This window comes from Candidatus Binatia bacterium (assembly GCA_036504975.1).
Classification (GTDB): domain Bacteria; phylum Desulfobacterota; class Binatia; order UBA9968; family UBA9968; genus JAJPJQ01.
On sequence record DASXUF010000200.1, the window covers coordinates 1 to 19387 of the forward strand.

General features: G+C 59.0%; 28 protein-coding genes and 1 pseudogene. 21 read left to right on the forward strand and 8 right to left on the reverse strand.

Annotation, left to right across the window (positions count from 1 at the left end; genetic code table 11):
* Positions 1-131 precede the first annotated feature (131 nt).
* The 10 genes and pseudogenes from VGL70_24680 to VGL70_24725 all read left to right on the forward strand — a co-directional run bounded on the left by VGL70_24680 (position 132) and on the right by VGL70_24725 (position 5749).
* The gene (locus VGL70_24680; protein HEY3306730.1) at positions 132-530 is read left to right on the forward strand and encodes a VOC family protein; all 399 of its coding nucleotides are present in this window, start codon (positions 132-134) and stop codon (positions 528-530) included.
* A 45-nt stretch (positions 531-575) separates the two neighbouring features.
* Positions 576-1526, forward strand: a complete 951-nt coding sequence (locus VGL70_24685; GenBank protein HEY3306731.1) for a PhnD/SsuA/transferrin family substrate-binding protein — start codon at positions 576-578, stop codon at positions 1524-1526.
* Between the two features lie 107 nt (positions 1527-1633).
* The gene (locus VGL70_24690) at positions 1634-1927 is read left to right on the forward strand and encodes a GYD domain-containing protein (protein ID HEY3306732.1); all 294 of its coding nucleotides are present in this window, start codon (positions 1634-1636) and stop codon (positions 1925-1927) included.
* Positions 1928-1988: 61 nt separating this feature from the next.
* On the forward strand, positions 1989-2117 hold the full coding sequence (locus tag VGL70_24695) for a hypothetical protein (GenBank protein ID HEY3306733.1): 129 nt from the start codon (positions 1989-1991) through the stop codon (positions 2115-2117).
* Positions 2118-2129: 12 nt separating this feature from the next.
* On the forward strand, positions 2130-2489 hold the full coding sequence (locus VGL70_24700; GenBank protein ID HEY3306734.1) for a redoxin domain-containing protein: 360 nt from the start codon (positions 2130-2132) through the stop codon (positions 2487-2489).
* A gap of 18 nt (positions 2490-2507) precedes the next feature.
* Positions 2508-4481, forward strand: a complete 1974-nt coding sequence (locus tag VGL70_24705; protein ID HEY3306735.1) for a tetratricopeptide repeat protein — start codon at positions 2508-2510, stop codon at positions 4479-4481.
* Positions 4482-4581: 100 nt separating this feature from the next.
* Positions 4582-4836, forward strand: coding sequence for a BolA family transcriptional regulator (locus tag VGL70_24710; GenBank protein ID HEY3306736.1), 255 nt, complete (start codon positions 4582-4584; stop codon positions 4834-4836).
* A 12-nt stretch (positions 4837-4848) separates the two neighbouring features.
* Positions 4849-5172, forward strand: a complete 324-nt coding sequence (gene grxD, locus VGL70_24715; protein ID HEY3306737.1) for a Grx4 family monothiol glutaredoxin — start codon at positions 4849-4851, stop codon at positions 5170-5172.
* A 72-nt stretch (positions 5173-5244) separates the two neighbouring features.
* Positions 5245-5541: pseudogene (locus VGL70_24720) on the forward strand (ArsC/Spx/MgsR family protein).
* Positions 5542-5560: 19 nt separating this feature from the next.
* On the forward strand, positions 5561-5749 hold the full coding sequence (locus VGL70_24725; GenBank protein HEY3306738.1) for a DUF6800 family protein: 189 nt from the start codon (positions 5561-5563) through the stop codon (positions 5747-5749).
* Positions 5750-5810: 61 nt separating this feature from the next.
* Here VGL70_24725 and VGL70_24730 read toward each other — a convergent pair whose 3' ends face one another.
* The 5 genes from VGL70_24730 to VGL70_24750 form a co-directional block, all read right to left on the reverse strand.
* Positions 5811-6080, reverse strand: coding sequence for a DUF2442 domain-containing protein (locus VGL70_24730; GenBank protein HEY3306739.1), 270 nt, complete (start codon positions 6078-6080; stop codon positions 5811-5813).
* Positions 6040-6213, reverse strand: coding sequence for a DUF4160 domain-containing protein (locus tag VGL70_24735; GenBank protein ID HEY3306740.1), 174 nt, complete (start codon positions 6211-6213; stop codon positions 6040-6042). The genes VGL70_24730 and VGL70_24735 overlap by 41 nt, the downstream gene beginning before the upstream one ends.
* Positions 6214-6320: 107 nt before the next feature.
* Positions 6321-6755 (reverse strand): PH domain-containing protein, encoded by a 435-nt coding sequence (locus VGL70_24740; protein ID HEY3306741.1) that lies wholly within the window; start codon positions 6753-6755, stop codon positions 6321-6323.
* An 11-nt stretch (positions 6756-6766) separates the two neighbouring features.
* Complete coding sequence (locus VGL70_24745; GenBank protein ID HEY3306742.1) at positions 6767-7069, reverse strand: antibiotic biosynthesis monooxygenase; 303 nt, start codon at positions 7067-7069, stop codon at positions 6767-6769.
* A gap of 56 nt (positions 7070-7125) precedes the next feature.
* On the reverse strand, positions 7126-7686 hold the full coding sequence (locus VGL70_24750) for a hypothetical protein (protein ID HEY3306743.1): 561 nt from the start codon (positions 7684-7686) through the stop codon (positions 7126-7128).
* 284 nt (positions 7687-7970) lie between these two features.
* On the opposite strand from VGL70_24750, the gene VGL70_24755 reads away from it, so the two are divergent.
* The 8 genes from VGL70_24755 (at position 7971) to VGL70_24790 (ending at position 16396) form a co-directional block, all read left to right on the forward strand.
* Positions 7971-9212, forward strand: a complete 1242-nt coding sequence (locus VGL70_24755) for a M20/M25/M40 family metallo-hydrolase (GenBank protein HEY3306744.1) — start codon at positions 7971-7973, stop codon at positions 9210-9212.
* An 8-nt stretch (positions 9213-9220) separates the two neighbouring features.
* Positions 9221-10105, forward strand: a complete 885-nt coding sequence (locus VGL70_24760; GenBank protein ID HEY3306745.1) for an MqnA/MqnD/SBP family protein — start codon at positions 9221-9223, stop codon at positions 10103-10105.
* Between the two features lie 26 nt (positions 10106-10131).
* Positions 10132-11154 carry an ABC transporter substrate-binding protein gene (locus VGL70_24765; GenBank protein HEY3306746.1) on the forward strand — a complete coding sequence of 341 codons (1023 nt, stop codon included), beginning with the start codon at positions 10132-10134 and terminating at the stop codon, positions 11152-11154.
* Between the two features lie 20 nt (positions 11155-11174).
* Positions 11175-12062, forward strand: a complete 888-nt coding sequence (locus tag VGL70_24770) for a fumarylacetoacetate hydrolase family protein (GenBank protein HEY3306747.1) — start codon at positions 11175-11177, stop codon at positions 12060-12062.
* Between the two features lie 30 nt (positions 12063-12092).
* A complete protein-coding gene (locus VGL70_24775) occupies positions 12093-13121 on the forward strand; it encodes a tripartite tricarboxylate transporter substrate-binding protein (GenBank protein ID HEY3306748.1) in 1029 nt (342 codons plus the stop codon).
* Positions 13122-13149: 28 nt separating this feature from the next.
* Positions 13150-14127, forward strand: a complete 978-nt coding sequence (locus VGL70_24780; protein ID HEY3306749.1) for a nitronate monooxygenase family protein — start codon at positions 13150-13152, stop codon at positions 14125-14127.
* Between the two features lie 483 nt (positions 14128-14610).
* Complete coding sequence (locus tag VGL70_24785; protein ID HEY3306750.1) at positions 14611-15639, forward strand: tripartite tricarboxylate transporter substrate-binding protein; 1029 nt, start codon at positions 14611-14613, stop codon at positions 15637-15639.
* A gap of 4 nt (positions 15640-15643) precedes the next feature.
* A complete protein-coding gene (locus tag VGL70_24790; protein ID HEY3306751.1) occupies positions 15644-16396 on the forward strand; it encodes an iron-containing redox enzyme family protein in 753 nt (250 codons plus the stop codon).
* Between the two features lie 21 nt (positions 16397-16417).
* On the opposite strand, the gene VGL70_24795 is transcribed toward VGL70_24790, so the two are convergent.
* A complete protein-coding gene (locus tag VGL70_24795) occupies positions 16418-16675 on the reverse strand; it encodes a hypothetical protein (protein ID HEY3306752.1) in 258 nt (85 codons plus the stop codon).
* 77 nt (positions 16676-16752) lie between these two features.
* On the opposite strand from VGL70_24795, the gene VGL70_24800 reads away from it, so the two are divergent.
* Entirely contained in the window at positions 16753-17619 is an 867-nt protein-coding gene (locus tag VGL70_24800; GenBank protein HEY3306753.1) for an alpha/beta hydrolase, read from the forward strand.
* 15 nt (positions 17620-17634) lie between these two features.
* On the opposite strand, the gene VGL70_24805 is transcribed toward VGL70_24800, so the two are convergent.
* Entirely contained in the window at positions 17635-17895 is a 261-nt protein-coding gene (locus VGL70_24805; GenBank protein HEY3306754.1) for a DUF5676 family membrane protein, read from the reverse strand.
* 4 nt (positions 17896-17899) lie between these two features.
* Positions 17900-18091 (reverse strand): hypothetical protein, encoded by a 192-nt coding sequence (locus VGL70_24810; protein HEY3306755.1) that lies wholly within the window; start codon positions 18089-18091, stop codon positions 17900-17902.
* A gap of 105 nt (positions 18092-18196) precedes the next feature.
* On the opposite strand from VGL70_24810, the gene VGL70_24815 reads away from it, so the two are divergent.
* Both VGL70_24815 and VGL70_24820 read left to right on the forward strand, forming a co-directional pair.
* Entirely contained in the window at positions 18197-18838 is a 642-nt protein-coding gene (locus VGL70_24815; protein ID HEY3306756.1) for a cysteine hydrolase, read from the forward strand.
* Positions 18839-18920: 82 nt separating this feature from the next.
* Positions 18921-19387 (forward strand): hypothetical protein (locus VGL70_24820; protein HEY3306757.1); only part of this gene is annotated, 467 nt, incomplete at its 3' end.

The following is a 19387-nucleotide window of genomic DNA, read 5'->3' on the forward strand; positions in this document are numbered from 1 at the left end:
TCCCAATCGTGGTGGCCGAGCGGGTCTATCATCTTTGTCATTTGCCGCCTCCGTTGCGTTGCTTGCGAACTCTCTGTTTGATGATAGATATCATCCCATGGTATGAGCGGCAAAGGCCGGAGGGTGCTTTTATGATCAAAACCAAGGGAGTTTATCATATCGGAATTCCCGTGAACGATATGGAGCGCGCGGTCGGATTCTACACGAAACTTCTCGGCATGACCGTCGCCAAGCTCAATCGCGACGACATGGGCGACAAGCTCAACCGCGCCGATCTGCGCTCCGGTGACGACATGGTCGTGCTGTTCCAGCGCCCCCATGCCGTGGAGAAGAACGCGCTCAAGGAAGAAGGCGCGACGCATCAGGCTTTCGTCGTCGAGCCCGAGGACTTCGAGCTGGCGGTCAAAAAAATGAAAGACTGGTGCGTTAAAATCCACGAAGTTCCCACCGTGGAACGCGCCACCGGGCGCGGCTTTTATTTTTTCGACACCGAGGGAAACCTGCTCCAGCTTTACGCCCCGCCGAAGTAGCGCGCCGCGGCGCGATTTTGAAGCAACGTCGAAGAGGCGACAGCAGTGGGATTGAAGCTGACCATGACCTGCGGTCCGTACGATCGTGCTCAAGCCCTGATCGACGGGACGGTGAAGCCGGAAGGCATCGACCTCGACGTGCGCGTCGCGAAGGATCCGGGACGGCCGAAGGCGGTGCGCGACGGCAACTTCGACGTCGCCGAATTTTACAGCGGCCTCTACATCGCCGACCTGGCGCGCAAGACCTTCGGCTACACCGCCATCCCGATCTTCGTCAAGCGCATGTTCCGCCACTCGTACATCTACGTCAACAAGCGCGCGGGCATCCGCTCGCCCGCGGATCTGAACGGACGGCGCGTCGGCATCCAGACCTGGTTCACCACCACGGCGCTGTGGGCGCGCGGCCTTCTCGAAGACGAATACGGCGTGGACTTGGGCTCGATCACATGGGTCGCCGACCGCTGGGAAGGCATCGGCGATTGGAAGGCGCCGTCGTGGCTCAGGCTCGAGATCGCCCCCAAAGGCGTGAACCAACATGATCTGCTTGCGAGCGGTCAAGTGGCCGCCGGCATCACGACGGCGACGTGGGCGCCGGGAGATGCCGACATCGATTTTCTCTTTCCCAATCACGCGGCGTTGGAGCGCGACTATTTCAAGCGCACCGGCTTTTTCCCCATCATGCACACGCTGTTGATCAAAACCGAGGCGCTGGAGAAGCATCCGTGGGTGGCGATGAGCATATTCAACGCGTGGCAGGAATCGAAAGCGCGCTGCTACGAGTGGCTCGAATGGCAGCGCGTCCATCAAACTTCCCTTTGGTTCCGCGCGTTGTGGGAAGAAGAGCGCGCCGCGGCGGGCCGGGATATTTATCCGTGGGGATTTCACAAGACGCGCGCCGAGGTCGATAAGATGCTCGACTACTCGCACCGCCACGGCATGACGCCGAGACGGTTCGCGCCTGAGGATATGTTTCACCCGAGCACGCTGGAGACGTGAAAAGGATGAAGGATGAGGGCTGAAGGATGAAAAAATGCGCTCTTCCCTCATTCCCTTTCCGTTTTCCGCTTTCATATTTCATCCTTTCTCTGTAAGGAGGTATAATGATGGCTACCTATGTCGTCCTAGTCAACTTCACGGACCAGGGAGTCCGCAACGTCAAACAAACCACCGAAAGGGCCAAGGCGATAAGCGCAGCGGGAACGAAGCTCGGCGTCAAGGTCAAAGAGACCTATTGGACGATGGGCACGTGCGACGCCATCCTGATCGCCGACGCGCCCAACGACGAGGCGATGACGGCGCTGTCCTTGGCCGTCAGCTCGCTGGGGAACATACGCACCCAGACGATGCGCGCTTACTCGGCGGACGAGATGAACAAGATTATCGCCAAGATGCCGTGAGGGTCTGCTTCGTCAAACGTTATCGAAGGCGAAAGGCTTGAGAGAAAGGACAGTGACGTCAATGAATCAATCCATCGGCAAACGCTTTCCGGATCTGGAGATGGCGGCGGACGACGGCAGAAATCTCAAGCTGTCGGAGATCGCGGCGAATTTTCCGCTCATCCTGGTTTTCTACCGCGGCTATTGGTGACCGAAGTGCCAGGTGCAGTTGCGCCTGCTGACGGAGTTTCAGAAAGAGCTGGCGGTGAACTACTGCAAGCTCGCGGTCGCGAGCGTCGATCCGCCGGAGGTGAGCGCCGCCTTCAAAGCCGGACTCGGCGCGACCTTCCCGTTTTTGAGCGATCAAGACCGCGCCGTGGTACACGAGTTAGACATGGTCGAGAAGTCGAAATCCCGCGGCGAGACGGCGATCCCGTATGCTTTTTCGCTGTTGCCGGACCTAACCGTGCACAACATTTACTGCGGCTACTGGTTCGTCGGCCGCGCAACGATCGAAGAGCTGCGCCAGGACCTGCGCGCGATGATGAAAAAATGCCGCCGCGACTTCGACCCGCAGGCGTGAGTTTAATCTCATTAATCAATGTCGAAAGTAAAGAGCATCACCAGGCTTATTTACTGGCTGCTTCCAGTTTCGCTGTCTCTTCTAACCGTCTCGGCCTTTCTCCCTTCGCTGCAGAACGGATTTGTGGAGTGGGACGACGATCTGACTTTTCTGGAAAACCCCCATTACCGGGGATTGGGCTGGACGCAACTCTATTGGATGTTTACCACGTTCCATACGGGGCATTACCAGCCGCTCACCTGGATGACGTGGGGCATGGACTATCTTCTCTGGGGGCTGGATCCTTTCGGCTACCATTTGACCAACCTGCTGCTGCATGCGGCCAACGCGGTAGTCTTTTATTTTCTTGCCTTGCGGTTGTTGTCCCTGGCGCTTCGCTCCACCGAGAGCCGCAAAGATTTGGCTCTGACGGCAAGCGCCGGTTTTGCGGCGCTGCTTTTCGCGCTTCATCCCCTCAGGGTCGAATCGGTGGCTTGGGCGACCGAGCGGCGCGATGTCCTGTCGGCCTTATTCTACCTTTTGACGATTCTATGCTATCTGCGCGCCGCGGCACTCGCAGCGGACGGTCGCCGCCGCCTGTCCTGGCTGTTGGCCAGTCTGCTGCTCTATACTATGTCGCTGCTTTCCAAGGCCAGCGGCATTACGCTGCCGATCGTTCTTGTCGTGCTGGATGTCTATCCACTGAGACGCATTGGAAGTGGAGCGGAAAGCCGGTTTGGAGCGGCAAACCGCTGGGTCTGGTTTGAAAAAATTCCATTTTTGCTGCTGGCCTTGGCGGCCGGATCGATTGCAGCCGCCGCGCAACACAAGGCCGGGGCGATGGAAACTCTGCTTGACTACGGGGTCGCCCAGCGGTTGGCTCAAGTGGCATTCGGGCTCGCCTTCTATCTGTACAAGACGATTTTGCCTCTGCGACTGTCTCCTTTGTACGAAATTCCCAGCAGCTTTGATCCGTGGGATTGGCCCTTTCTGTTGAGCGCAGCCATCGTGATCGCGATCAGCCTCGGCTTGTTTTTCGTGAGGAACCGAAGGCCCGCTCTGCTCGCCGGTTGGATTTGTTATATCGTCGTCGCGGCCCCCGTGCTCGGGGTCCTGCAGAGCGGGCCGCAGTTTGCCGCCGACCGCTACACCTATCTTTCCTGCCTGCCTTGGGCGATGCTGGCGAGCGGCGCCATCCTTTTTTGGTGGCGCCGGCTCAACGGCCATGCAGGCCGGATGATTTCCGTCCTTGCCGGTGGCCTAGCCGTTGCCGTCGCGCTTGGCGTTGCGACCTGGAGACAAACACAGGTCTGGCACGACACGGAGCGTCTATGGCGATACGTCTTGGCGGTCACCGAGGATTCCCGCTTTCCATCGAGTATTGCGCATTACAATCTCGCGAGGTTCCTCACGAAGCGAGACCGCTTGGAAGAGGCCGTCGAGCATTACCGCCGTTCGCTCGGCATCGAGCCTGCGCGCGCCATCGCGCACAACAATCTGGGCAATCTTCTCGCAAAGCTGGGCCATCTCGACGAGGCAAAAAACCACTTGCGGGAAGCTACTAGAATCCTTCCTCATTACGCGGAAGCGTACAACAATTTAGGCAACATTGCAGCGATCGGGGGCGACTTTGGAGACGCGATCCTGCATTATCGTCGAACCCTGGAACTCAACCCGGCGTTGATCGACACCCGCTTCAATTTGGCTTTAGCTCTGACGAAGGAGCAACGGGTCGAGGAGGCAGGAGAGGAGTTTCAAAAGCTCGTCGACGCGCAGCCGGATTTTGCTGCCGCCCGCTACTATTTGGGTAATATTCTCCTCGCTCAAGGACAGATCGAAAAGGGGGTGGAGCAGCTAGAAGAGGCGGTCCGGCTCCAGCCGGAATTTGTGGCGCCGCACGAGGTTTTAGGAAAAATCCTCGGTTTGTTGGGCAGAAGAGACGAAGCCATCCGACATTATGAGGAAGCATTGCGGATACTAAAAACCCAGAAGCCAGAGCAGCCCCCCAGCTAGTTGCATTTCTCTCTGTCATAAACCACCCGTGTCATTGCGTTGTGGGCGAAACGCCTCATCACGACTTGCAAGATCGCGGATAAGCGATTAGACTTTTTTCATGAGTCCCGACGAGATTAAGACGACTTTGGAGACGGCGCTGCCCGATTCCGTCGTGCGGGTGGACGACCTGACCGGCGGCGGCGACCATTTTCAGGTTTGGATCATCTCTGAGGCCTTCGAGGGCAAGAGCCTTGTGGAACAACACCAGATCGTCTATGGAGTGCTCAAGGAAGGTCTGGGGAGCGAGCGCATCCACGCCCTGGCTCTCAAGACTTACACTCCGGCGCAATGGGAGCGCGCGGCGCAAAAATAAAGGAGGCCATTCATGGCTGATGACGTTCTATCTAAAATCGATCAGCAGGTGAAGAACAACAAAGTGATGCTGTACATGAAGGGCAACCCGAATGCTCCGCAGTGCGGCTTCTCGGCCCACACCGTGGAGATTTTACGGTCCTACGGCATTCCCTTTCAAACGGCGGACGTGCTGTCCGACCCTGCTGTGCGAGAGGGAATCAAGCGCTACTCCAACTGGCCGACGATCCCTCAGGTCTTCATCAACGGGAAATTCGTCGGCGGCTGCGACATCCTGCACGAGCTGCACGAGCGCGGCGAGTTGGAGCCGATGCTCAAGAGCGCGTTCGAAAAATAAGCCGGAGCGGAGGGTGCGGAGATGGCGGAAGCGGTCCGATTTTATTACAAAGCCACCTGAACGACCTGCCGCAAAGCAAGAAGTTTCTTGCAGGCAAAGAAAGTAGCGTTCGAAGAGCGGGAATACGGCAAAAATCCGCTTAGCGAGAAGGAGCTGCGCGAGCTGGTCGCCGACGAGCCGGTGGAGAACATCCTTAATTCGCGGAACGAGCTCTATCGCGAGCGGAACATGAAGCAGAAGCCGCCGTCGAAAGAAGAGGCAATCAAGCTCATTCTAAAGGAGCCGAACCTGCTGAGGCGGCCGGTGATCGTCAAAGGCAAGAAAAAGATTCTGGGTTTCAACGAGTCCGAGGTAGCCAAGCTTCTCTGACGGAGTCCGGGAGGTCGATATGCCCCGTTCGATTCGCCGCAATGAGCTGCACGCCCGCCGCGTAAGGCGCCGGAGCTTGAAAAAACTGCGCGCGCGCTTCGCCAAGGCCAAGACCAGCGCCGACAAGGAAAAAATCCTGGCCAAAGTCGCGCGCATCGCTCCGGGCGTCAGCCCCGACCAGTTCGTCGCCCCGATCAAGCCGGCCTAGCGGCGCTCATGCGCGAAGTTCTTACGAGCGGAAGCCGTGAGCGGTGAATCGGGCGTAATGATTAAGAAGAAGATTTCGAAATTAGCGGAAATCTGTCCGGATGTTCAATAGACTCAAGGGACAAATCTACGTCCAAGTCCGGCCAGTGCAGGTGATCCGGCTCAAACCACTCGACCCGCAATATTGCTCCGATCGGGGCATTCTTGAACCAAGGGAACTCACTGAAAGGCACGAAAAACTCCTTATCGCTCAGCAGAAGCCAGAATCCGTGCTTCGAGACGTGCGTAACCTCAGGGTCTGAAGTGTTTTTGCCAAGCTTTTCGGATTTCATCTTCATGTTCTTCTATAAGACTTCGAGCCGTGCCTAGGTCTTTGTTATTTAAGCCGTAATTCTGCGCCAATTCAAGTCTCGGCTCCATCCAGAACTTGGCTTCTCCATGTCCACAATGGACATGCACATGCATACGGGTTTCCTCGCGGGAGAAAAAAAGAACCGAAACCCTCTTTGCTCGAATATCGTTGGACTCACTGATCGCCAAATAGCTTTAGCCGACTCACTGTCCTTGCTCTTCTACGACGCCTGTCCTTGAATGCGCCGGCGCAATTCGAGCGGCGAGGAGACATTGTGGAAAATTTCCCGCACCCCGCCCGTTCCCGTCAGCGTGACCGAGCCGTAGCCGAAGATTCTTCCCGGCACGCTCTGATCGACCAGGATAGCCTCGACGTGCCTTAGCAATAACTCCAACGTCCGCCTGCGCACGAAACCCACCTTGAAGACGACGCGCTTCGTCGTAACGCCGAATTCCGAAGTCCTGTAATGCACGAAAGCCGGCAGCCAGACCAGGAAACCCAAGAGAGCGACGACGCCCGCGGTGATCGGCTCCACCCAGAGCAGCGCCGCTCCGACGGCGATGAGTAAAAACGACTTGAGAAAAATGATCCAGTGCAGGCGCGCCAGATAAACGATTCGCTCGTCCGGCAGCAGGTTCGATTCGATGTAGGCCACGTCTTTCTTTGCTAAATGCCGGTGCCAGCAACGAGCTCATAGTGCTCGACCGTAGGAAAGGGATCGTAGAAATGGTGCAGCAGGCGCTTCCACTCGAGATAGGCCGCCGATTTGCGAAAACCCTGGGTATGGTCCTCGATCGCGCGCCATCGTACGAGCAGAAGGTAGCGGTTCGGCGTCTCGATACAGCGCTGCAGTTCGTGCGAGAGATAACCCTCCGCGGATGCGATGATCGTCTGCGCTTCGGCAAAGGCCGCCTCGAAGCGACCCGTCTGCCCCGGCTTCACATCGAGAATCGCGACTTCAAGAATCATGACCGGCCGTCTTAACTCCTGCGCCCGACTTGGGCCCGTAGTGCGATGCGCGCGCGCTATCTCAGATAGCCCAGCAGCTCGTTGAAGTTCTTGATTCTCTTGACCCGCGGGTGCGCGAAGGACTGATTGTACTGGCGGTGCGGCATGATCACCGTGGCCTGGGTTTTTTCCGCCACCTCCCGGCAGTTTTCATAGCGATCGTCGACAAAAAGCTTGACGCCGAGGCTCTCGACCAGAGCGGATTTGTATTCCTGGGTGAAATGAATCACCGGCTTGCTGATGCCGTGCCTCTGCAGCCAGTCGGACGTAACCTGATGAATGTCGTAAGTATCGTGCCCATGGCGGTGGGTGATGAAGACGAGCTGCCCGCGGCGGCTTAGAGCCTCCAACGCCTCCCACTCCGACGGCGCCAACAGCGGAGCGAGCTGCGGCCAAAAGTCCCGCTCATGAGCGAGGCCGGCCAGGCATGCTCGCAGTTTTTCTTCCGTAAGCTCGGGATGGTCTCCGAAGTTGAGATCGGTGATCATCTCCGCCGCAAACGGACCGCAGCCGGTTTTTTTCTCCACAAAGCGGAGAAACGGACCGAGAAAATCCGCCACCACGCCGTCGATATCCATTCCAACAAGCATGGGAACAATGTAAGTGAAAAACTCCCCGCCGTCAAATATTTTGGCGGAACCTTTGAAAAAGGTTCATCTCGCCCGCCCGCGGGTCTCTCTCCGGGCCGATGCGATACGTCCGGTGTTACGCGGCACGAGAGTTCTAAAAGAAGCTCTACGGTACGCTTGATGTTCCTCGTCCCACGCATCGGCCCTCCAAGAAACCCCCAGGCGTGCTTTGCACTTCTCTCTGTTGACCCCGGCCCGCCGCTGACATAAATGTGGTGGCGGGAGATTCACCCATGAACGGAGAAAAGGAAAAAGTATTGCAGCAGCTCGATCGCGCGCGGCTCGTCGACATCGCTAAAAGAGTCGCCGACATAGTCAGCATCACCGGCGAAGAGAGCGAGATCGCCCATTATCTCGGCGGAGAGTTCGCTGGCCTCGGCATGGAAGTCCGCTACCAGGAGGTGGAAGAAGGACGGCCGAACGTCATCGGAACATTAAAAGGCTCCGGCGGCGGCGCGACCTTGATGTTCTGCGCCCACATGGATCACTTCGACAACCCGCAGGAGACAAAGGTCGAAGGCGACCGAATTTACGGCCGAGGCCTGGTCAACATGAAGAACGCTTTTCCCTGTTACATCGTGGCGGTGGAGATGCTGAAGAAATCCGGCTTACCGCTCAAAGGCGACATCATCATCTCCGGCGTCGTCGGCGAAATCGAGAAGGCGCAGGTCGGCAGGTTTTCCGGCAAAACCTACCGCGGCGCGGGCGTCGGCGCGCGCTACATGATGGACCACGGCGTCACCGCCGACATGTGCATCATCGGCGAGCCGACCGGATTGCAGCTTCAGATCGGCAACGCGGGATTGGTTTGGGCCGACGTGACGGTGGAAGGAAAAGCCGAGAACTTCGTGCTCCAGGCGAGCAAAGTCGCGCAGGCGATACAAGATTGGGAAAAAGACTATCAGCAAAAGTTCAAGCATCCTTTCATGCTGCCGACGGTCCAGATCGGCGCGATCGAAGGCGGCAACCCTTTCAAGCCCGGCACTCAGCCGGCGGCGCACCTCTATGTGATCGTGAAGACGCTGCCGGGGACGCCGACGATGCCGATCCAACGGGAGCTGGAAGCGGTCTGCGCGAAAGTAGAAGAACGAGAAAAAGACATCAAGACCAGAGTCCAGCTCTATTTATCCACGACCGGCTACGAGATCTCCAAAGACGAAAAAGTCGTGAAGGTCATGGAGCAGGCGCATCAACAGGTCTTCGGCAAGCCGGTGCAATACCCGATGGCCAAGCGCTACGGCATCACGAGCGACGGTTCGCGCATCGCGTCTTACGGAGTTCCGGTGATCACCTACGGCGCGGGCTTCGGAACGCATTTGATCGATCCCACCGAGCCCCGGATCACCGAGTGGGACAACCCTTCGGGGGTCCGGCGCGGCGTCGGCATCCAGAACATGGTGAACTGCACGAAAGTCTACGCGCTGGCGGCGCTGGAGGTGTGCGGCAAGACCCGGCAAGAGATCGGCCTCAAATAGAAACGCCGATGCATGTAACCCTGGCGCACTACCGCAACCGTTTTTGCATGTTTCGCACTTACTATGCGATCGCCGCGGGCATCGTGAAGGCCGACGGGCTCGACGTCTCCGTCGTCGAAGTTCCCGATCCTCCGAGCCGCGCGCAAGAGGAGGCGTTGATCGAAGGCGACGTCGAACTCGCCAATCTCTACCTGCCCAACTTTCTCCGCGTGAAACTTGCCGGCGCGCCGATCGCCGGAATTTCCACGGAATGGAAATCCACGGCCAAGGGCAACGGCATGTTCGTCCGCGCCGATGGGCCGGTGAAGAGACCGGAGGATCTGACCGGCCGCCGAGTCGCCTCGCATCATAAGACGCCGCACGCGGTGCACCGCTATCTGCTGAAACACCGCTACGGCGTCGACGAAGCGACGCTCGAATGGCAATCGTTCCCTCAGGAAGAACTGCTCGGAGCATTGAAGAACGGCGAAGCCGACGCCGTGGTGTTGATCGACCAGTTTTTTTTTCGCGGCGAGCGGGATCGGGAAGTGCGCTGCCTCTACACGGACGGGGAGGCATGGCAGGCGCTCACTGGCTTTCCCGAGATGATCAAGCACATGGTCGCCGTGCGCGAGCCGCTTCTGCGCGAGCATCCGGAGCTGAGAGAAAAACTTTTAAGCGCGTTTAAAGCGTCCTTCGCGTACAGCGAGCGGCACCTGGCGGAGATCGCCGATAAGTTCCTGGCGCGCTACGGCGGCGACCGCGAGGCGATTTTAGCCTCGGCGCGCTATCCCAAAATTGAATTCACTTTTACGGAAACGGAGCTGAAAATCGCCGAGGATGAAATGAAAATGCTCGTCGAGATGGGCGAGCTCGCGCGCGAGATTCCCATCGCGCCGCTCTTCGTGATATAGCAATTTTGAATTATGAATGATGAATTATGAATTTTAAATTCAAAACTCAAAATTCAAAATTCAACATTGTTCTAGCGGCGGCAACTTTTCTATTTTGCTTGCAGGCTGCAACGCCCGCTGCCCAAGAGAAGAAAAATATCCGCCTCGTTTTGGTGAGCCTCTCCTGGAACAGCGAGATTCCGCTTCGCGTCGCGATGGCCAAGGGCTACTTCAAAGAGCAGGGACTCAACGTCGAGCCGGTTTTTATTCGCGGCGGACCGGCGGCGTTGGCCGCGATGGTTTCGGGCGACGCCGACTTCGGCAGCATCGGCGGCGCCCAGGCCGTGATCCGCGCGCGCTCTCGCGGCCTCGACGTGTCTATCATCGGCTCGATATCGAACAGCGTCAACTACGCCGTCGTCGGCGCCAAAGGAGTCAAGACCGTCGCCGATCTCAAGGGTAAGATCGTCGGCGTAACCGGCGCCGGCGCGTTCTCCGACTTCGCCGTCCGGACCTATTTGAAAAAGCACGCCCTCGAACCGGACAAAGACGTGATCCTCCGCGCCGTCGGCAACACGACGATGCGCGCGGCGGCGCTGGAGAACGGTCTGGTCGCGGCCGCGCCGTTTTCTCCCGAGGACGCCGTCCGTCTCACGGCCAAAGGGTTCCCGCTGATCGTCAACATGAGCGAGTCGCTCGCGATCCCGCAAAGCATGCTCACCGCCCGCGACACCTTATTGGAAAAATATCCCGAAACCAGCAAGAGGTTTTTGAAGGCGCTGATCCTGGGAATCCAGCTCGCGAAAAAAAATAAAAAGGAAGCGATCAAGGCGGGCTACGAAGCCGGCCTCAAGGGCGAGCCCGACATCGTCGATCGATCCTACGACCTCTACGCTCCCGGCCTCACGCCGGATCTCTCGGTCGCCGTCGACGGCATCCAGCTCATGCTGGACGAGGACATCCGCTCCGGCCTGGTGGATAAAAAAATGACCGTCGAGCGCGTGATCAACGACCGCATCTTGAAACAGGCGCAGAACGAGCTCAGGCGCGAAGGCCGCCTGAGCCGCTAGCGCCGTCAACCGGAGGAAGTATGAAAATTTGCCATTACAACTCGAATCAAGCCGGCGTCATTGACGGCGACCAGGTCTATCCGATCGGAGAAGCTCTGGTGAAGGCCGGCCACGTGAGGGAGCGGTATACCATGCTGGGGGTGATCAACGCGCTGGCCAACGAGCCTGCCGCGATCGAGTGCGCGCGCGACGCTATGAAAACGGCTTCGCCCGTGCCGCTCGCCTCGGTCAAGTTGCTCGCGCCGATATTGAACCCGGGCTCGCTCTGGGCCGCGGCGGCGAACTACAAGGCGCACCAGGAAGAGATGAAGATCAAGATGGGAAGCTCGGATCGGTCGGAGCTCAGCAAGGACGATCTGATGGCCGAGTTTTTTTTGAAGCCGACCTCGTCGATCATCGGTCCCGGAGACACCGTGATCCTTCCCAAAATTTCCAAGGACGTGGACTTCGAGTGCGAGCTGTGCGCGGTGATGGGAAAGAAAGCGCGCTACGTGAGCGAGGAGAAAGCGCTCGAATATATCTTCGGCTACACGATCTGCTGGGACCTGAGCCAGCGCGATCCCTGGGGCCGCGGCCGGCACAACACGCGGAACCTACGCAAGGGCTTCGACACGTTCACCGCGCTCGGCCCGTGGATCGTAACTAAAGATGAGATTGACGAGCCGCAGAACCTCTCGATCGACGTCGAGCAGAACGGCAAGCCGGCGATGACCGCGCACACGAGCGACATGATATGCGGCATCCGCGAGCACATCCGCTTCTTGAGCAGTTGTCTGACCTTGCGCCCGGGCGATCTCATCACGACGGGCACGCCCGCGGGCGTGAAGAAGCTTGCCGACGGCGACCGGCTCAGGGGCACGATCGAGAAGATCGGCTCGATGGAATTGAAAGTCGCGGCGGAAAGATAGCGATCCGTAGTCGCCAGGAGGGCTGGAACGATGCAGCGAATCGCAAGTGCTTTCTTCGTCTTTCTTATAGGGACCGGAACTCTTGAAGCCCAGACGCCGTACTTCCAGAGAAAAACGATCAAGCTCATCGCCGGCTTTCCCGCCGGAGTCGCCTACGATCTCTACGCGCGGCTGACCGCGCCCTATCTAGTCAAACACATTCCCGGCAAGCCCGAGATCATCGTGCAAAATATGCCCGGCGCCGGCTCGATGATCGCGGCGAATTATCTTTACACCGTGGCGAAGCCCGACGGGCTGACGATCGGGTCCATTTTGCCCACGCTCTACTTCGACCAGTTGATCGGCCGCAACGAAGTCCAATTCGACTGGGCGAAATTTACCTGGATCGGCAGCTCCGACCGCTCGAATCACCTGCTCTACATGCGCGCCGATAGTCCGTACAAGACGATTCACGACGTGGCGAAGGCGGCGGAACCGCCCAAGTGCGGCAGCACGGGAACCGGAGCGACGGGGTATTACCTGCCGAAGCTCATCGAAGAAGCGCTGGGCACAAAGTTCAACGTCGTTACCGGCTATCCCGGCGGCGCCGATATCGATCTCGCGGCCGAGCGCGGCGAGATTCACTGTCGCGCGCTCACGATCGCGGCCTATTATTCGCGCGAGCCGTATCACACGTGGCGCAAGAACGGCTTTGTCCGAATCCTGCTTCAGACCGGCAAAAAGCCCGACGAGAGATTGCCCGACGCGCCGACATTTGCCAACCTCATGAACGAATACAAAACGCCCGAAGCCGCCCGGCGGCTTGCGACCGTCGTTCTGGCGGGCGGCGATTTCGGCCGGCCGATGGTCGCATCTCCGGGAACGGGCGCGGAGCAGGTTAAAATCCTGCGCGAAGCTTATCGGAAGGCGCTGAACGATCCCGAGCTTTTGGCCGAGGCGAAAAAGAAAGGACTGGACATCGATCCGACGCCGGGCGACGAGCTGGAAGCTCTGGCGAAAGAGGTCAACGTTCAACCGCGGCAAATCGTCGAGCGAATGAAAAAAATGCTGGAGAAGTAATCTTCGGCCCTCTGTTCGGGGGATTCACATGATCCACACGCGAATTTGCGACCTCCTCGGCATCGACCACCCCGTCGTTCTCGGCGGCATGGGAGGGGCGACTTCCGCGCCGCTCGTGGCGGCGGTCTCCAACGCGGGCGCGCTCGGCACACTGGGAACGTCCGGCATTAACGCCGCGCAGATCAAATCCGAGGCTGAAGCGATTCGCAAAGCAACGGACAAGCCGTTCGGCATCAACCACTTGCTCTTCGAGATTGATGAGGAACGCTTCTCCGTCACGCTCGGAGGGCGCCCGGCGGTGGCATCGTTCGCTTGGGCTCGGACCGATCAGGATTTGCGCTCTTACTTTCAACGCGCGCACGACGCCGGATGCAAAGTCATGCACATGGCGGGCGAGGTAAGCGAGGCGCGGCGTGCGGCCGACGCGGGCGCGGACGTGATCGTCGCTCAAGGCACCGAGGCCGGCGGCCACGTCGGCTGGATGGCCTCGATGCCGCTCGTGCCGATGGTCGTCAAAGCCGTCGCGCCGCTGCCGGTGCTGGCCGCCGGCGGCATCGCCGACGGCCGCGGGCTCGCTGCCGCGCTGGCGCTCGGCGCCGACGGCGTTCTCGTCGGCACGCGTTTTATGGCGACCGACGAGTCGCCGCTCCACTCGAATTTCAAGCAGGCGATCCTCCGGAGCGACGGCCACGACACGCTGCTGACGGAAATCCCGGACATCGCCTCGGGCCGCGTCTGGCCCGGAGCGATGTCGCGCGCGCTGCGTAACCGTTTCATCGAGCGCTGGGCCGGCCGCGAATGGGCGCTGCGCCGCGACCAACGCGAGGCGTGGAAGGCCGTTCTCGAAGCGCGGCGCGACGGCGCCGCCGAAAACGCGCCGCTTTTCATCGGGCAAGACGCCGGCCTGATCGATTCGATAAGACCCGCGGCCGAGATCGTCGAGACGATGGTTGCCGAGGCCGAAAAGATCATCAAAGAGCGGCTCACCAAAATGGTGGGTCATTAAACTTCCCGAAATTTCTCTTGACAAGTTTGAACTGCGCGCTACAGTGAGAATCAAAGCCTCACAATAAAGGAGGGGCTCGCAATGGCAGAGGAAATTCCGCCGGGCCAAGAACGCCCGCAGTCTGAGGACGGCGTGTCCTCGGCGGCGGCCGGCTGAAAGTAGCCTCAACTCTAACGCCTGAAGGCGCAAGGTCGCAAAGCCGACCACAAGAAGGAAGGCTACCAGAAGACTCAAAAGAGTCACCAACGATCGTTTGTCGAAACGCGTTAAAGCGGGCTGACGGGCAGACAGAAAAATTTCGAAAAAGTTTTTTTGGCGCGATGGCGCCGCGAACGGGCTCTCTTCCCGGGGAAGAGGGCCCGTTTGCTTTTAGTATTCCTCTTTTGCCCGGCCTATTCGCGCTTGACGCTTGGGCATTCGATCATTTAACTATGATGCTTACTGCGCTTCGCTCCTGAAAAACCTTACTCGACGGAGGTTGCGGTGAAAAAAATACTCTTAGCGGTTTCCGCGCTCCTCCTGCTGCCCGCGGAATTGAAAGCTCAGGCGCCGTTCTTCCAGCGCAAGACGATCACGATCGTCGTCGGCTATCTCGCCGGCGACGGCTACGACATCTGGGCGCGGCTTCTGGCGGCGCATCTTCCCCGGCATATCCCCGGCGAGCCCGGCATCATCGTGCAAAATATGCCCGGCGCGGGTTCGCTGATCGCGGCGAATTCGATCTATAACACCGCGAAACCCGACGGCCTGACCTGGGGCGCGATCGGACCCTCGGTCTATCTCGACCAGCTCATGGGAAAAAAGGAGGTGCAGTTCGATTGGGCCAAATTTAACTGGATCGGCTCGACGGAAAAAACCGCCTGGCTATTTTATATGCGCACAGACACTCCGTATAAAACTTTGGAGGATATCCGCAAGGCGCCGGAGCCGCCGAAGTGCTCGGCGACGGGGACCGGCACGAGCGGGCACTTCGTTCCCAAGCTGATGGAAGAAGCGTTCGGGACCAAGTTCCAGCTCGTCATGGGATATAAAGGAGGATCCGAGCAGGACCTGGCGCTGGAAAGAGGAGAAGTGCAGTGTCGCGCGCTCAGCATTCCGACTTTTTACGCGCGCGAGCCGTTCGGCACCTGGCGCAAAAACAATCTGGTGCGCGTTCTCCTGCAAACCGGCCGCGCCCGCGACCCGCGGGCGGGCGACGTGCCGACCATCTTCGAGCTTATGAATCAACATAAAACGCCGGAAGCGACGCGCAGGCTCGTCACGGCGGTCCTCGCCTCCGGCGATCTCGGCCGTCCCATCATCGCGCCGCCCGGCGTTCCTCCCGACCGGGTCAAGATTCTCCGCGAGGCCTTCATGAAGACGATGCAGGACCCGGTCTTCCTGGACGACGTGAAAAAGAAAAAACTGGAGGCGGATCCGAGCTCCGGAGAAGCCATCGAAGCGCTCGCCAAGGAGGCGGTGGCGCAGCCGCGGGACATCATCGAGCAGATGAAAAAGATTTTAGAACAATAGAGCGATGCGCCTCGATAGCTTCTACCGCGAGCTGTTCAGGGTGATGGAGCGGAAGGATCATTGGGCTTGGCCCGCGTTTACCTCCGGCCTGGTTCCCAAACAGCGATTGCATATTCACTTCGAGCAGGAGTACGCGACCTATGTGCGCGACTTTCCCATGATGGTCGGCTGGGCCTACGTGCAGTGTCCGATAGCGGAAGTCCGGCGCGCCCTTGCCGAAAACCTTTACGAGGAAGAAACCGGCGGGCTGACGGCGGGCCGGCCGCATCCGGAGCTCTTCTTGGAATATCCCCGCGGCCTGGGCATGAATCTCCGTCGCTTTGAAAAAGTAAAACTCTTGCCCGCGGCGAAAGTCTACCGAGCGTTTCTCGACGCGGCCATTCAGCGCCGTGGTTGGGAAATCGCGGCGGCCCTCGTAACCATTTTCATCGAAGGCACCAAGGACGACCGCGCCGCTATCGACGGAACGGCGTTCCGACGCAATGCACCGCCGCTCAAAGATCATCCGCTGGTGAGACACTACGGTCTTCGTCTGGAGCACCTCGCGCTCACCAAGGCTCATCGCGAGGTCGAAGGCGACCATCGCGCGGCCGCGTGGAAGTCGATCCTCGACCACGTCCCTACCGGCAGACGGACTCCTGTCGTGAAAAATATGCGGCAAGCCTTGGCACATTGGCTCGGCTACCGCGACGAAATCGCCGCCGCCTGCAGCCTCGAGCGCGGCCCCGACGGCCGGCCACGGCTGGCGTCCGGATGATCAGGATGCAGACTAAATTCCCTAAAGCTTGACGTTCGTATATTCAATAAAAGGCCTTGGCGAAGCAACTCCCGGTCTTAATCGCGACATCGCTGTTAAAAATCGGATATAAGCGTCGAGGCTTAGTCGTCGTTGACGCTCACGCGAAAGATTGCGCATCAACCGGAACTCATCGCGCACAGTAATAGAAGCGGCCATCTCTCTCATTTCTGCTTTTTCCTCTTCGCTTAGCACCCCGTCATTGTAATCGCTCGCCTTCGGTGCCGCAAACCCGGCCAACGTGGGCAATCTCTCTTGACTGGGATTCACGTAATGCTAAGTTCCCGGTGACAGACGGCTTATTTAAGAGGCAGGCAATGAACGCGACGGTCTACAAAAACTACACGAAAGACGAGCTGGAACGGCATTTCGATCCGCAGAAATCCGCGCCGGATCATGCGCGTTGGGCCGAAGAGAGGAACAACGTAAGTCAAAGGGTCCGGAAGACACTCAAATCTTTTTTCGACATCCCCTACGGCGACTCGCCGCGGCAGGTGTCCGATATCTTTCCGGCGGCGAAGCCGGGCGCGCCGGCGCTGATTTATTTTCACGGCGGCTACTGGCGGAGCGGCAGCAAGGAACAGAACTGTCATTTCGCCGAGCTGTTCGTGAACGCGGGCGCTGCGGTCGTGGTCGCGGAATACGATCTCTGTCCGACCGTCACGGTTACCGACATCGTCGGACAAGCGCGCGCGGCGATCGCGTGGACCCACAAAAATATTTCCCGCTACAACGGCGATCCTTCTAAGCTCTGCATTTCAGGTTTGTCGGCGGGCGGCCATCTCGTCGCCATGGCCCTCGCGCACGATTGGGAAAAGGATGGTTTGCCGCGCGATCTGATCAAAGGTGCAACCGCGGTCTCCGGCGTTTACGACCTCGACGCCGTTCTCCACATCGACGTGAATAGGGAAATTCGGCTCACTCCGGAGAGCGCGCGGGAAAACAGCCCGTTCCTCCATCCTCCCTTGCCCCACGCGCCTCTGATCGTCGCCGTCGGCGGTGCCGAGCCCACGGGTTGGAAGGAGCAGTCGGAGAAATTCTTTGCGCTGTGCAAAGAGGGGGGCGTCCCAAGCGAGTATCTCGAAATCTACGGCGCGCATCACTACGCGCTCTCGTCGCACCTCGCAGATCCCGAGAGTCCGCTCACGCGAGCAATTTTCAAGCAAATGCGCCTATCGACGTAGCCTGGACCGCCGCTTTTATCTTGTCAATTTATTGTAGAGCCAGGCCCACGCGTAGCCGAAAAGCCAAGCTGTTAGGACCGCTATGACGAAACTGATAATGAAGTTGCCGATGGGAATCTCGCGCCACATGAGAGACGCCACGTCCGCGCCCATGAACTGGGAATTGTAAAAGTAGCGGAAAGTGACCGGCGCGAACAGCCGGATCAGATGTAAGAGAAGGTAAAACGTCCCGGTGAGAATAGCGAGGGAAGTTGCGAATGCGGATGGCTTCAGCATAGCCTTAACTCCGGCTTAACTTAAAGCCTTCGTAGGCGAGATAGCCGGAGACGACAAGGGCGACCACGCTCACCCAATGAGGCACGACCCAGCCTTCAAAGACGGCCTCCCATCCAAGGAGAAGTCTCAAAAGATGGAGCGCGGCAATGGTAAGGAAGATCACGCCCGCGGTCTTGAGATAGGCTTTCCGCGACATGCGGGATCAAACTATCTCCGCGTCTGGCCCCTGTCAATCCAGCGCCCGCAATGCAATGAGTGGACTTCGAGCGATGACTGGATTATTAGAACACAGACGAGTGCTATGATCGATTTCGACGGCAGAAAGATTCCTACCGATCTCGGCGAGATCGTCGAGCCGGCGCACACGGTCCTTCTCGTGTGGGACATGCAGAACGATCAGGCAGGCGGCTCTTTCAACAAAACCGAGCTGATCAAGAACGCGCCGCCCCTGATCGCCGCGGCGCGCCATGCCGGTATCAAACCGGTTTACACCCGCCAGACTCCCTTTTTGTGGAAAGACGAATCGCCGGCGTGGATCCGCCGCGCTCTGAAGGAACAAAACGTCGATCATCCGGCGAAGCTGAAGCCGCGCCGGCTCCATGGCAGCTTCGGCTGGCAGCTCATGGCGCCGTTCGCTTCGGGCGAAGGCGATCTCGTCATCAACAAACGGCGCGCGACGATGTTCATCGGCAACGAGTTCGAGACGCTGCTCGCAAACTTGAGAGCAAGCACGATCGTCATCATCGGCTGCACCACGGACGGCGGCATCGAGGCGACGGTGCGCGACGGCTTTTACCGCGGTTATTTCATGATCGTTGCGCGCGACGCGGTCGGCACGTACACCGAAGAAGGCCACAACGCGGCGCTGAAACGCATGGAGCGATTCGCGGATATCGTTGAATCGAGCGAGCTGATCGAGATCTGGAGCCGAAGTAAACGGTGACCCCCTCACCCTTCCCTCTCCCCCGAAACGGGGGAGAGGACCAAGGTGAGGGGACGAGAAAATCGGAAATAATGTAGAGACGATGGACAAACCCAACGGCAAGAAGAGCGCGCTGCATGTCGCCACCATGTCGGGCTGGTACCGTTTCGAGCGGGACGGCGGAGAGTGGCGCTATGTCCGGCGCGCGTTGACGTACTGGTCGCTCACTTGCCTTTCGGTCGATCCCGAAAATCCGCGGCTCATCTATGCCGGAACCGAACACTCCGGTCTTTTCTTCAGCACCGACGGCGGCGCTCACTGGCAGCGCGCGAATCCCAACGTTCCCAAAATGATGCTTTTCTCCGTGCTCGCTCTCCCCGGCACGGTGATGGTCGGGACGATACCGGCGGCGGTTTACAAAAAAAACGGCCAAGGCTGGGAAGAACTGGAAGGGGTGCGCAACGCGAGCCAGGGAGCCTCTTTTCCACCGAGTCCCGAACTGCAATCGCGAACCCGCTATCTCGCCGTCGATCCGGCGGCGCCGTCCCGCCTCTACGCCGGCATCGAAGT